11 protein-coding genes are annotated in these 12,870 nt (G+C 70.2%); 6 read left to right on the plus strand and 5 right to left on the minus strand.

Features of this window, described 5'->3' with window-relative positions; translation table 11 throughout:
• Positions 1-340 precede the first annotated feature (340 nt).
• From OG599_RS27765 to OG599_RS27775, 3 genes are all read left to right on the plus strand, one after another.
• A complete protein-coding gene (locus tag OG599_RS27765) occupies positions 341-715 on the plus strand; it encodes a MazG nucleotide pyrophosphohydrolase domain-containing protein (RefSeq protein ID WP_327178696.1) in 375 nt (124 codons plus the stop codon).
• Positions 712-1,290 (plus strand): HIT family protein, encoded by a 579-nt coding sequence (locus OG599_RS27770; RefSeq protein WP_327178697.1) that lies wholly within the window; start codon positions 712-714, stop codon positions 1,288-1,290. The genes OG599_RS27765 and OG599_RS27770 overlap by 4 nt, the downstream gene beginning before the upstream one ends.
• A 160-nt stretch (positions 1,291-1,450) precedes the next feature.
• Positions 1,451-2,410 (plus strand): threonine/serine dehydratase, encoded by a 960-nt coding sequence (locus tag OG599_RS27775; protein WP_327180209.1) that lies wholly within the window; start codon positions 1,451-1,453, stop codon positions 2,408-2,410.
• A gap of 129 nt (positions 2,411-2,539) precedes the next feature.
• Here the strand turns inward: OG599_RS27775 and OG599_RS27780 are convergent, their stop codons facing one another.
• Positions 2,540-3,418 (minus strand): LysR family transcriptional regulator, encoded by an 879-nt coding sequence (locus tag OG599_RS27780; protein WP_327178698.1) that lies wholly within the window; start codon positions 3,416-3,418, stop codon positions 2,540-2,542.
• A gap of 60 nt (positions 3,419-3,478) precedes the next feature.
• On the opposite strand from OG599_RS27780, the gene OG599_RS27785 reads away from it, so the two are divergent.
• The 3 genes from OG599_RS27785 (at position 3,479) to OG599_RS27795 (ending at position 8,000) form a co-directional block, all read left to right on the plus strand.
• A complete protein-coding gene (locus tag OG599_RS27785; RefSeq protein WP_327178699.1) occupies positions 3,479-3,844 on the plus strand; it encodes a DoxX family protein in 366 nt (121 codons plus the stop codon).
• Between the two features lie 270 nt (positions 3,845-4,114).
• The gene (gene acnA, locus OG599_RS27790) at positions 4,115-6,829 is read left to right on the plus strand and encodes an aconitate hydratase AcnA (protein ID WP_327178700.1); all 2,715 of its coding nucleotides are present in this window, start codon (positions 4,115-4,117) and stop codon (positions 6,827-6,829) included.
• 166 nt (positions 6,830-6,995) lie between these two features.
• Entirely contained in the window at positions 6,996-8,000 is a 1,005-nt protein-coding gene (locus tag OG599_RS27795) for a phosphotransferase family protein (RefSeq protein ID WP_442809565.1), read from the plus strand.
• A 117-nt stretch (positions 8,001-8,117) separates the two neighbouring features.
• On the opposite strand, the gene OG599_RS27800 is transcribed toward OG599_RS27795, so the two are convergent.
• From OG599_RS27800 to OG599_RS27815, 4 genes are read right to left on the minus strand one after another with little or no spacing between them, the layout of a single operon-like run.
• Positions 8,118-9,497 (minus strand): GH1 family beta-glucosidase, encoded by a 1,380-nt coding sequence (locus tag OG599_RS27800; protein WP_327178701.1) that lies wholly within the window; start codon positions 9,495-9,497, stop codon positions 8,118-8,120.
• 9 nt (positions 9,498-9,506) lie between these two features.
• Complete coding sequence (locus OG599_RS27805; protein ID WP_327178702.1) at positions 9,507-10,370, minus strand: carbohydrate ABC transporter permease; 864 nt, start codon at positions 10,368-10,370, stop codon at positions 9,507-9,509.
• Between the two features lie 5 nt (positions 10,371-10,375).
• Positions 10,376-11,344 (minus strand): carbohydrate ABC transporter permease, encoded by a 969-nt coding sequence (locus OG599_RS27810; protein ID WP_327178703.1) that lies wholly within the window; start codon positions 11,342-11,344, stop codon positions 10,376-10,378.
• An 11-nt stretch (positions 11,345-11,355) separates the two neighbouring features.
• On the minus strand, positions 11,356-12,618 hold the full coding sequence (locus tag OG599_RS27815) for a sugar ABC transporter substrate-binding protein (protein WP_327178704.1): 1,263 nt from the start codon (positions 12,616-12,618) through the stop codon (positions 11,356-11,358).
• Positions 12,619-12,870 lie beyond the last annotated feature (252 nt).

The raw sequence follows: 12,870 nt of genomic DNA on the forward strand, positions 1-12,870 counted from the left end.
ACGCTATCTCAGATATGAGATGTGCGTGCGTTCGGGCCGGGCATTCGAGTGAAATGGTGACGAAGGTGTCGCACGGCCGTCCGTGGCACCGGGGCGGGAGCGCCCGGGTTTCCGGGTCCCCGCCGTGAGAGAGCCGTCGCCCAGGGGTGCACGTGACCCGCCGTCAGGGTTGCACGATCGCTCCATGAACGCATGGCCACCCGCCCGGCGCGGGGATGCCGGCGGAACCGCGGCGCCCGTGTCCCGCGCGTCCCGGCTTTGGCGCGGTCCGCCGAGTTGCGGGACCGCCCGGGCGGTGCTCGACCTGGATAGTCCACGTACGGGCGGGTAGAGCCCGTACGTGGACCAGGAAGCTGACGGGCTCAAGGCCCTCACCGAGCGCGCGATGCGGATCCACGCGCTGTACGACCAGCTCAATCTCGCGGCTCGCGGCCGTACCTGGAACCGGGAGGAGTTCATGCTCGGGTTCGTCGGGGACGTGGGGGACCTCGCCAAACTCGTCATGGCGGAGGAGGGCGCCCGCCCCTACCCCGACACATCCGCGCACGACGCTCTCGCCCACGAGCTCTCGGACTGCCTCTGGTCCGTCCTGGTGCTGGCCCGCCTCTACGGCGTGGACCTCGGGCGCGCGTTCGCCCGGACGATGACCGAGCTGGAGGCCGCCATCGAGGCCGACCTGGAACGGGCCACCGCACGGCCCGGGGAGCCCGAATGACGGCGGAGGAGCCGGAGGGATCGGGGGAGCCGGGCGAACTCTTCGACCTGGCGGCGTACGAGGCGCGCGCCCGGAGCGGTCCGTGCTTCGTGTGCGCGGCCGTGGCCCGGAGACCGGGGTACCTGCACGAGGTGGTGTACGAGGACGCGCTCCACATCGCGTTCCTGGACCGCTGGCCGACCCTCCCGGCGAAGGTGCTCGTGGCGCCCAAGGCGCACCTGGAGCACGTGGTCGCCGACCTCGACCGCGACGGGTTCCACCGGCTGATGGAGGTCGTCCGGCTGGTGGGGCGGGCCGTGGAGGCCGTCACCGCGCCCGAGCGGACGTACCTGTACTCACTGGGGAGCCAGGAGGGCAACGCGCACGTCCACTGGCACGTCGCGGGGCTGCCTCCCGGCGTCCCGTACGCCGAGCAGCAGTTCCACGCCCTGATGGCCGAGAACGGCGTGCTGCGCCGCTCCCCGGCGGACGAACAGCGGCTCGGGCGGCGGATCAGGGAGGCGATCGGTGAGGCAGCCGCCGAGGCGGTCGGGCAGCCGGTCGGGCAGGTGGTCCGGGACCGTTCTCCGGGCTGAGCCGTTCGGGTGACGGCCGGCGAACGGCGACCGGCCGAACGGGACCGGTTCGCCGGGCCGCCCGGCGAACGGACCGGCACCGGGCCCACCGGAGTACGGGCGGCGTAGGATGCGGAACCCGGTCACCCCGGCCCGGACCATGTGACGGAGGGCGAACGTGCTGATCACTGTCGCGGACGTGGAAGCTGCGGCCGAACGGATCGCAGGCCATGTCGTACGGACCCCGACGGTGCCGAGCCCCGGGCTCTCCGCGCTCCTGGGCGCGCAGGTCACCGCGAAACTGGAACTCCTGCAGCGCACCGGCTCCTTCAAGGCACGCGGCGCGACGGCGAAGCTGCTCACGCTCGGCGAGACCCGACGGGCCGCCGGGGTCGTGGCGGTGAGCGGCGGCAACCACGGCATCGCGGTCGCGGTCATGGCCGGCGCACTGGGCATCGAGGCGACCGTGGTCATGCCGCGGTCCGCCCCCGGCCGCGCGGTGGACATCGCCGAGGCCTCCGGGGCGAGCGTCGTCCTCGCCGACACCATGCACGACGCGTTCGCCCTCGTGGACGAGTTCCGGGCCAAGGGACTCACCCTGGTCCACCCCTTCGACGACCCCGACGTCATCGCGGCGCAGGGCACGGTCGGCCTGGAGTTCGCGGACGACGCCGGGGAGCTCACCGACGTACTCGTCAGCATCGGCGGCGGAGGGCTCATCTCCGGGGTCGCCACCGCGCTGCACGCCCGCCGTCCCGGTGTACGGATCTGGGGCGTGGAGACCGAAGGCGCGCGAGCCATGTCGACGGCCCTGGCCTCCGGCGGGCCGGTGCCGGTCGAGCTGTCTTCGATCGTCTCGACCTTGAGCGCCCCCAGCGCCTCGCAGCTGACCTACGAGCACGTGTCGGCGCTGGTCACCGAGGTACTCACGGTGACCGACGCCGAGGCCGTGCAGGGCGTTCTCGACCTGGCCGACCACGCGAAGGTCTGGGCCGAGCCCGCCGCGGGATGCCTGCTGCCCGCGGCACGCCAGGTGCTGGAGCGCGTCGGCGAGGGCGCCAGGTTCGGCCTGGTGGTCTGCGGAGGCAACGCGTCCGCCGCCGACATGACCGCCTGGGCCGACCGCTTCGGACTGCGCTGACCGGTCGGCGGGGAGCGTGGCCGTCGTCCCGGTCGACCCGGTCCGCTTCCGGCCTCGCGCGTCGGACAAGGGGAGGAGCCCGCGAGATTGACCAGCCGGGCAGCGGGCGCCGGTTCGCCGGCCCTGCCGTCAGCTCGGGCTCAAGCGTCGCGCGACGGCCTCCAGCAACTCGTCCAGCGCCGCCTCGCGTGTCCGGCCGCTGGGCCGTGCCAGCCCTACCCGGCTCGGAGAGACCCCGCGGACCGGACGGAACACCACGTCCGGATGGGAGTAGAAACGGGCCGTCGACGCTGGGGCCAACGCCACGCAGCCGGCAGCCACCGCTCCGAGCCACTCGTCGGGCCGGCTCGTGACGGCACCGACCCGGACCGGGTGGCCTTCCCGCTCCTCCGTTGCCAGCCAGTACTCCCTCCAGGCCCCGGTCTCGGCTCCGGCCGCGACGAACGGCTCGTCCCACAGCTCCCGGAACTCCACCGTCCCGCGGTTCGCCAGCGGATGCCGAGTCGACAGCAGCACCCCACGTTCCTCGACGAACAACTCCCGCACGTGCAGCCGCTCCTGCCCCGGAAAGGGCAACCGCACCACTGCCGCGTCCACTTCGCCCCGGGCCAGGCCGGCACTCGCGTCCGACCAGTCGGACTGACGCAGTTCCACCCGCCACTCCTGATGCGCCTGCCGGAACTCGGCGATGACCTCGTGGACGGCGCCCAGGGCGCCCGCGTCCAGGAAACCCAGGCGCAGCGCCCGCGCCCGGCCGGTTGCCTCGATCGCCTCGTCCCAGCCCTTCAGCAGTGCGGGCACCCGCGCGGCGAGTTCTCGACCGGCCTCGGTCAGCGCCATCCCGGACCGTGAACGTGCGAAGAGCGGTACCCCGAGATCGTCCTCCAGGCGCCGGATCTGTTTCGTCAGCGCGGGCTGGGAGACGAACAGCTTCTGCGCTGCCCCGGTCAGGCTGCCCTCCTCCGCCACTGCGGCGAAGTACCTGAGCAGGCGCGTGTCCACGTCCATGCCACCAGGTTATAGAAGCAGGTATTGGACGGCACCGAAGCCCATGCGGACCCTGAAGGCATGACCGGTACCGAGCTCGCGTTTCTCGTCGTCACCCTGTTCACCGCCGCTGCCAACGTCGGAATCGCCGCAGCCGACCTCGCCGGGGCGCGCTTCGTGCTGGCCAACTCGGCACAGGTGGGTGTGCCCCGACACTGGCTGCCCCGGCTGGCCGCCCTCAAGCTGGCGGGTGCGGCCGGCCTCCTCCTCGGCCTCCCCGACGCGGCACTGCGCCCCCTGGGTGCCGCTGCGGCCTGCGGTCTCGTCCTGCTCTACCTGGGCGCGCTCGCCTTCCATCTGCGCGCCCGCGTGTTCCACAACCTCGCGTTTCCCGGTTTCTTCTTTGCTCTCGCCGTCGCCTCGCTGGCCTTGACCGTGTCCGCCTGATGGCGGCATCGATCAACGTTCGACGAGCACACTCGGATTTTGCTGCGGCAGGTCACGGGCGCCCGGGCATGACCGTTCGACGGCGATGTACTAGAGTTATCTCGACATCGAGATATCTGCCGAGGCGCACCGCAGCCGCCGCGCGGTAAGGGTTACCTAACTAATCCTTACCTTAGCGGATCGGCGAGAGGTCGTAGGCGGCACCACACGGCGCCCGCCGTGAGTGAGGCGCGGCGCGGTAGTACGCGCACATTGATGAAGGAGACTGTCGTGTCGGCGAACAGCTTCGACGCCCGCAGCACGCTGCGCGTGGGCGACGAGTCGTACGAGATCTTCCGGCTGGACAAGGTGGAGGGCTCCGCTCGCCTCCCGTACAGCCTGAAGGTGCTGCTGGAGAACCTCCTCCGCACCGAGGACGGCGCGAACATCACCGCCGACCACATCCGGGCGCTGGGCGGCTGGGACTCCCAGGCCCAGCCGAGCCAGGAGATCCAGTTCACGCCGGCCCGCGTGATCATGCAGGACTTCACCGGCGTTCCCTGCGTCGTGGACCTCGCCACCATGCGTGAGGCCGTGAAGGAGCTCGGCGGCGACCCGGCGAAGATCAACCCGCTGGCCCCGGCCGAGCTGGTCATCGACCACTCCGTCATCGCCGACAAGTTCGGCACCAGCGACGCGTTCTCCCAGAACGTCGAGCTGGAGTACGGCCGCAACAAGGAGCGCTACCAGTTCCTGCGCTGGGGCCAGACCGCCTTCGACGAGTTCAAGGTCGTCCCCCCGGGCACCGGCATCGTGCACCAGGTCAACATCGAGCACCTGGCCCGTACGGTCATGGTCCGCGGCGGCCAGGCGTACCCCGACACCCTCGTCGGCACCGACTCGCACACCACGATGGTCAACGGCCTCGGCGTGCTGGGCTGGGGCGTCGGCGGCATCGAGGCCGAGGCCGCGATGCTCGGCCAGCCGGTCTCCATGCTCATCCCGCGCGTCGTCGGCTTCAAGCTGACCGGCGAGCTGCCGGCCGGCACCACCGCCACCGACCTCGTGCTCACGATCACCGAGATGCTGCGCAAGCACGGCGTCGTCGGCAAGTTCGTCGAGTTCTACGGTGAGGGCGTCGCCGCCACCTCGCTGGCCAACCGCGCCACCATCGGCAACATGTCGCCGGAGTTCGGTTCCACCGCCGCGATCTTCCCGATCGACGACGAGACCCTGAACTACCTGCGTCTGACCGGCCGCGACGCCCAGCAGGTCGCGCTCGTCGAGGCGTACGCCAAGGAGCAGGGCCTCTGGCTGGACCCGGCCGCCGAGCCGGACTTCTCCGAGAAGCTGGAGCTCGACCTCTCCACGGTCGTCCCCTCCATCGCCGGCCCGAAGCGCCCGCAGGACCGCATCGTCCTCGCCGACGCCAAGGCGCAGTTCGCCCAGGACGTGCGCAACTACGTCTCGGACGACGAGGAGTCGGGCAAGGAGTCCTTCCCGGCCTCCGACTCCCCGGCCGCCGCCAACGGCGTCCCGTCGAACCCGACCACGGTCACGGCCCCCGACGGCACCACGTACGAGATCGACCACGGCGCCGTCACCGTCGCCGCGATCACCTCCTGCACCAACACCTCGAACCCGTACGTCATGGTCGCCGCGGCGCTCGTGGCGAAGAAGGCGGTCGAGAAGGGCCTGACCCGCAAGCCGTGGGTCAAGACCACCCTCGCCCCGGGCTCGAAGGTCGTCACCGACTACTTCGACAAGGCGGGCCTGACCCCGTACCTCGACAAGGTCGGCTTCAACCTCGTCGGCTACGGCTGCACCACCTGCATCGGCAACTCCGGCCCGCTGCCGGAAGAGGTCTCCAAGGCGGTCAACGAGCACGACCTGGCGGTCACCTCGGTGCTCTCCGGCAACCGCAACTTCGAGGGCCGGATCAACCCCGACGTCAAGATGAACTACCTGGCGTCCCCGCCGCTGGTCGTCGCGTACGCCATCGCCGGCTCGATGAAGGTCGACATCACCAAGGACGCCCTCGGTGTCGACCAGGAAGGCAAGCCGGTCTTCCTGGCGGACATCTGGCCGTCCGAGGCCGAGGTGAACGACGTCGTCGCCAACTCCATCGGCGAGGACATGTTCAACAAGTCCTACCAGGACGTCTTCGCGGGCGACGCCCAGTGGCAGGCGCTGCCGATCCCGACCGGCAACACCTTCGAGTGGGACTCCGAGTCCACCTACGTCCGGAAGCCCCCGTACTTCGAGGGCATGACGATGGAGACGACCCCGGTCGAGGACATCACCGGCGCCCGGGTGCTCGCCAAGCTCGGCGACTCGGTCACCACCGACCACATCTCCCCGGCCGGTGCGATCAAGGCCGACACCCCGGCCGGCAAGTACCTCACGGAGCACGGCATCGAGCGTCGTGACTTCAACTCCTACGGCTCGCGCCGTGGTAACCACGAGGTCATGATCCGCGGCACGTTCGCCAACATCCGCCTGCGCAACCAGATCGCGCCGGGCACCGAGGGCGGCTTCACCCGCGACTTCACCCAGGTCGACGGCCCGGTGTCGTTCATCTACGACGCCTCCCAGAACTACCAGGCCGCCGGCACCCCGCTGGTCATCCTGGCGGGCAAGGAGTACGGCTCCGGCTCGTCCCGCGACTGGGCCGCCAAGGGCACCGCGCTGCTGGGCGTCAAGGCCGTCATCGCCGAGTCGTACGAGCGCATCCACCGCTCGAACCTCATCGGCATGGGCGTCCTCCCGCTCCAGTTCCCGGAGGGTCACACCGCCGAGACCCTCGGCCTCACCGGCGAGGAGACCTTCTCCTTCACCGGCGTGACCGTGCTGAACGACGGCACCACCCCGCGCACCGTCAAGGTCACCACCGACACCGGTGTCGAGTTCGACGGCGTCGTCCGCATCGACACGCCCGGCGAGGCGGACTACTACCGCAACGGCGGCATCCTGCAGTACGTGCTCCGCAGCCTGATCCGCAAGTAGGCCCGAGCGGCGCACACCGCGCGCCGTGTGAAGCCGACGGAGGGGTCGCACCACCCCGGACGAGAGTCCGGCGGGGGTGCGGCCCCTTCCGCGTCCCTGTCGATCTCCCGTAGTGTGCGCGCCGGTTGCCGCGCCTGTCGACGCGGCGGAGAGAGGCGGTCGGAACGTGGAACCCGGGGCAGTGGCGCGGGAGCGGTCGATACGGGAGCGGCTGGCGGGCGCGGCGCGGGACGCACTGGGCGGAGGGCGGAGGCTGGAGGCGGTCGAGCGGGTCACGGGCGGCAGCAAGAAGGGCGTGTACCGCCTGGTGATGGACGACGCGACGACGGCGGTCGCCTACCTGTGGGACGAGGCGGAGAACTACTGGCCCGCCGCCGAGGGCGACGACGACCTCACCGACCCGTTCTCGCCCGGCCTCGGGATCGATCTGTTCCGGGCCGCGCACGCGCGTCTGGACGCCCTCGGGGTCCGCGTACCGGCGCTCCGCCTCCTCGACCGCGACGGCGCCCACGGCGACGGCGGCCTCGCGATCGTGGAGGACCTCCGGGGAGAGAGCCTGGAAGAGCTGCTGGCGCGCGACCGGCACGCGGCCGCTCCGGTCATGGCCCGGCTCGCGGAGTCCCTGAAGGCGATGCGGGGCCACCGGGCACCGGCGTACGGCAAGGTGGCCGTGGTCGACGGCGGAGGAACGTCGCGCGGTTCCTCGTGCGAGGAGGTCGTCCTCGGCCGGGCGCTGCGCGACCTCACCGAGGCCGCCTCGCGTGACCCCCGGATCGCCGACACCCGCGACCGGCTGGAGGAGCGGCTGCTCGGCCTGGCGGCGGCGGTGCGGCCGCGCGCACAGTACGCGGTCGTCCACGGCGAACTGGGCCCCGACCACGTGCGGGTGGACGCGGACGGCAACCCCGTGGTGATCGACATCGAGGGGGTGATGTACTTCGACGTCGAGTGGGAGCACGTGTTCCTGCGCATCCGCCTGCACGAGGCCTACGAGCCGCTGGAGGCGGACGGGCTGGACGAGGACCGGCTCGCGCTGTACCTGCTCGCCCAGCGGCTCTCGCTGACCGCGGGCCCGCTGCGCCTGCTCGACGGGGACTTCCCCGACCGGGCCTTCATGGCGGGCATCGCCGAGTACAACCTGAAGCGGGCGCTGGAGCTGGTCCGCCCCTGAACTCCCGCCGCCGAACTGCCCGTCGCACACGGAAGCGGGGCCGTACGGCGTGTGGTGAACACGCCGTACGGCCCCGCACCTGACGGCTTGGAGGGTCAGGACCCGGAGCCGTGCCGGTTACTTCCGGTGCGCCTTGATCAGCTCCTGGTACCAGCGGTAGCTGTCCTTCGGGGTGCGCTCCTGGGTGTCGTAGTCGACCCGGATGATCCCGAACCGCTTCGCGTACCCGAGGGCCCACTCGAAGTTGTCCAGCAGCGACCAGACGTAGTAGCCCTGGACCTCCACCCCGGCGTCCATCGCGGCCTTGAGGGCCGTCAGGTGGTCGCGCAGGTACTCGACACGGTCCGTGTCGTGCACGGCGCCGTCCGCGTCGACGGTGTCGTACTCGGCCGAGCCGTTCTCCGTGATGTGGATGGGCGGCAGGGCGTCGCCGTAGGTCTTCTTCAGATCCGTCAGCAGATCGGTGAAGGTCTCCGGCACGACCGGCCAGCCCATCGCGGTGCGGCGGACGTCCGGGTACTCCGTCTCGCGGAGCCGGTTGTCGGTCGCCACCCGCAGCGCCGGGTCGGCCTCGCGGTACGGGGCGTCGGCGACGACGATCGGGCGGTAGTAGTTGATGCCCAGGAAGTCCAGCGGCTGGGAGATCAGCTCCAGGTCGCCGTCGAGGCGGAAGTCCTGGTTGGTGATGAGCTCGCCCCAGGTCTCCTCGTCGCTCGCCGGGTAGCGGCCGGCGAGGATCGGCTCGGTCCACACCAGGTTGTGCTGGGTGTCCGCGCGGAGCACCGCACCGCGGTCCGCGTCGGTGTCGGCCGCCGGGAGGTTGCGGTCCAGGTTGAGGGTGATGCCCGCGTCGCGTACGCCCGCCGCGCGCAGCGCCTTCATGGCCAGGCCGTGGCCGACCAGCAGGTGGTGTGCGGCGGCCAGCGCGCCGGTGCCCTCCTTGGCGCCCGGGGCGTGCCGGCCGACGGAGTAGCCGAGGAAGGCACTGCACCAGGGCTCGTTGAGGGTGATCCAGCGCGGCACCCGGTCGGCCAGGTGCTCGGCCACGATCGAGGTGAACTCGCCGAAGCGCTCGGCGGTCTCGCGGACCCGCCAGCCGCCCTTGTCCTCCAGGGCCTGCGGAAGGTCCCAGTGGTAGAGGGTGGCGGCCGGCTCGATGCCCGCTTCGAGCAGGTTGTCGACCAGGCGCGAGTAGAAGTCCAGGCCCTTGGCGTTGGCCGGGCCGCTGCCGGTCGGCTGGATGCGGGGCCAGGCTATGGAGAAACGGTACGAGTCCACGCCCAGGTCGCGCAGGAGCGCCACGTCCTCGGGGTAGCGGTGGTAGTGGTCGCAGGCCACGTCACCCGTGTCGCCGCCGTCCGTACGTCCCGGTGTGTGGCTGTAGGTGTCCCAGATCGAGGGGCCGCGGCCGTCCTCGGCCACCGCGCCTTCGATCTGGTACGACGCGGTGGCCGCACCGAACACGAATCCCGGAGGGAAGACAGGGAACTCACTCATGAAAAGCCCTTACTTGACCGAGCCGCCGGTGATCCCGGCGGCGATGTACTTCTGGGACAGGACGAGCAGCACGGCCGCCGGGATCGCCGACAGCACCGCCGCGGACATGACCGAGCCCCAGTCTCCGACGTGCGCACCGATGTACTGGTAGATGCCGAGGGTGATCGGCTTCACGTCGTCCGTGGTGTTCAGTGTGAGGGCAAACATGAAATCGCTCCAGGCATACAGGAACGAGAACAGCCCAGCGGTGATCAGGGAGTTGCGGCTCATCGGCAGAACAACCTGGACAAAGGTGCGGAACTTGCCCGCGCCGTCGACCTCGGCGGCCTCGATGACCTCGCGGGGGATCGCCACCATGAACGAGCGCATCAGCACGATCGCGAACGGGATGCCCAGCGAGGCGTCGGCGAGCATCAGACCGGCGTACGAGTTGACCAGCCCCAGGTCCACGTAGGCGCTGTACAGGGCGTTGGCGATGACGATGCCGGGGACCATCTGCGTGATCAGGGTGCCGAACACGACGGTCTTCGTACCGCGCAGCTTGAACTGGGCGAGCCCGTAGGCGGCCGGCGCCGAGAACGCCAGGCAGATGACCACGGCGCCGAGCGCGACGCCGAGCGAGGTCAGCAGGTGGCTGCCCTGCTCCTTGAACGCGGAGCTGAAGCCCGAGAAGTCCAGGCTGTGCGGGACCGGGGAGACCTCCAGCAGACCGGACTCCGGCTGGAGCGCCGTGTTGACCATCCAGTAGAGCGGGAAGAGCATCACGCAGAGGATGACGATGCCGATGATCGTCGCGCCCCAGCGGCGCTTCGGCCGGTTCTCGGCCGGGCTGCCCGGAGTGCGGGCCGAAACGGCGGGAGTGGTGGTCGCCATGCCGTTCACTTCCCCTCGTTGCGGTTGGCCCGCAGGTAGAACACCGCGAAGACGGCGGAGATCAGGATCAGGATGTTGCCGACCACCGCGCCCGCGCCGAAGTCCAGCTGGGCGAAGGAGTTCTGGTACGTCAGGGTGCCCAGGGTCTGGGTGGAGTCGGCGGGACCGCCGTCGGTCAGGGCGAGGACCAGGTCCAGGATCTTGACGGTCGACATGAAGCCCAGCACCAGCACCACGGTGATGACCGGCTTCAGCAGCGGCAGGGTGATGGAGCGGAACTGGCGCCAGGCGGAGGCGCCGTCGAGCGAGGCCGCCTCGTACATCTCCTTCGGGACCTCCTGGAGGCCGCCGTAGAGGATCACCATGTTGAACGGGATGCCGATCCAGATGTTCACCATGATGACCGAGATCAGCGCCATGCCGGTGCTGCTCAGCCAGGGGGTGTCACCGGCACCGAACAGGCCCAGGAAGGAGTTGAGCACGCCGGTGTCCTGGTCGAGGATGCGGCGCCAGACGACACCGGACACGACCATCGGGACCAGCCAGGGCAGCAGGATCAGCGACCGCAGCACCCCGTTGAGGGGGAAGCGGCGGTTGAAGAACACCGCGAGGGCGAGGCCGATGCAGAACTGCCCGATCAGCGAGCCGATCGTGAAGAGGATGGTCTGCCACAGGGCCTTGCCGAACAGGTCGTCCTGGAAGACGTTCTTCCAGTTGTCGAGCCCGTTGAAGGGCGCCTCACCCGTGAAGAAGGTGGACGGCGTGTAGTGCTGGAAGCTCATCACGACGTTGCGGACGAGCGGGTAGCCGAAGAACAGCAGCATGAAGATCACGGCGGGGGCGATGAACCCCCACTGGGCCAGCGTGCGGCGGCGCTTGAGCGAGCCCGGCTTCGGGCTCTTGGCCGCGGGGACCGCCACGGGGGCGGACGCCCCGGACGCGGCAGCAGGTGCAGAAGCAGCGGTGGACGACATGTTCAGATACCTCAGTTCCCGCTCTCGACACGCTGCTGGGCGTGGTGGAGGGCCGACTCACTGGACTGGCCGGTGAGGGCCGACTGGAAGGCGCTCTGCAGGGCCAGGGACACGGAGGTCCAGCCGGAGCCGAGCTGCGCGGTGCGCGAGCGGGCGGTGGCCACCTGGTCGGCGAGCGAACTGAGCGACGGCACCTTCTTCCGCCACACGGCGGCGGCCTTCTCGTTGGCCGGGATCATCCAGCTGTTCAGCGCGTAGGTGACCTCCTCCTGCTCGCTGGTCATGCAGTTGACGATCTTCGCGGAGGTCTTCTCCCGCGCGGTGTCGCCGACGTCCGGGATGGTCAGCATCCCGCCGCCCAGCGGACCCACCGAGTCTTCGCCGGCCTTCGGGACCGGGATCTGCGCGATGCCCCAGTGCAGGTTCTTCTTGGTGTTGAGCGTCTCGACCTGCCACGGACCGTTGATCATCATGGCCGCGTTGCCCGCCATGAACTGGTCGTTGACGTCGGCCTGGGTCCAGTTGACGGTGGACTTGGAGAGGGAGCCGTCCTTGATGAGGCCCTTCCAGTAATCCAGCGCCTCGACCACCTTCGGCGAGTCGAGGTCGGTCTCGTCGCCGCCGTTGGACCACATGAACGGCGTGAACTGGTAGACCCCGTCCTCCGCGCCGCCCGCGCTGAGCGCGATGCCGTAGCTCCCCTTCTTGGTGAGCTGCTTGGCGGTGGCCTGCATCTCGGCCCAGGTGGTGGGCACCGGCAGTCCGGCCTTGTCGAGGATGTCCTTGTTGTAGAAGAGCGCGAGGGTGTTCACCGTGCGCGCCGCCCCGTAGTACGTGCCCTTGTACGAGCCGTAGTCGAGGATGCCCTGCGGGATGTCCGCGGTGGAGACGCCCAGCTTCTTCAGGTCGAGCAGCCCGCCGGTCTCGGCGAACGTCGGCATCTCGGAGCCGTCGAACTGGATGATGTCGGGCAGCGACTTCGAGGAGGCCATCCGCAGCGACTTCGTCATGACCTGCGCGGCCGGTACGGACTGCTGCTCGATGGTGACGCCCAGCTGCTTGCTGCAGCGCTTCAGGGTCGCGGCGTCCCAGCCGTGGTACGAGTCGTCCGTCGAGGAGTTCAGGACGGTGAACACGCTCTCGTCCCGCTGCTGGCCGCAGCCGGAGAGGGCGACGGCGCCGACGAGCGCGGAGACAACGGTGAGCGGGACGATGACCCGCCGGTCGAGACGGCGGCGCCGCTGGCGCGGTCCGGCCGTTATGTGTGCTGTCACGAGGGTGCCCTTGCGTGGGGAGTGGGCCGGGCTCCGGGAGGCAACGGTGTCTCCGGGAGGGTGTGTGTACTCCGGGTACGGGTCCGGCTGGTTCCGTACCCGGCGGAGGGCGATCCCGCGCGAACGCACGCGGGGTCACCCCGGCCGTTGGATCAGTGGAGCCGGTCCGCGGAAGCGGAAGCGGTGATGAAGCGGTCCGACATGTCTGCCTCGTGGTCGACGGGCCGGACGGCCCCTCGGCCGCCGGTCTAT

Source organism: Streptomyces sp. NBC_01335 (genome assembly GCF_035953295.1).
GTDB lineage: Bacteria > Actinomycetota > Actinomycetes > Streptomycetales > Streptomycetaceae > Streptomyces.

What these genes read in the sequence shown, in the direction of transcription:
- OG599_RS27770 (WP_327178697.1), top strand. Translation starts at nt 712, where the DNA reads ATGACGGCGGAGGAGCCGGAGGGATCGGGGGAGCCGGGCGAACTCTTC.
- OG599_RS27780 (WP_327178698.1), bottom strand. Translation starts at nt 3,418, where the DNA reads ATGGACGTGGACACGCGCCTGCTCAGGTACTTCGCCGCAGTGGCGGAG.
- OG599_RS27785 (WP_327178699.1), top strand. Translation starts at nt 3,479, where the DNA reads ATGACCGGTACCGAGCTCGCGTTTCTCGTCGTCACCCTGTTCACCGCC.
- OG599_RS27800 (WP_327178701.1), bottom strand. Translation starts at nt 9,497, where the DNA reads ATGAGTGAGTTCCCTGTCTTCCCTCCGGGATTCGTGTTCGGTGCGGCC.
- OG599_RS27805 (WP_327178702.1), bottom strand. Translation starts at nt 10,370, where the DNA reads ATGGCGACCACCACTCCCGCCGTTTCGGCCCGCACTCCGGGCAGCCCG.
- OG599_RS27810 (WP_327178703.1), bottom strand. Translation starts at nt 11,344, where the DNA reads ATGTCGTCCACCGCTGCTTCTGCACCTGCTGCCGCGTCCGGGGCGTCC.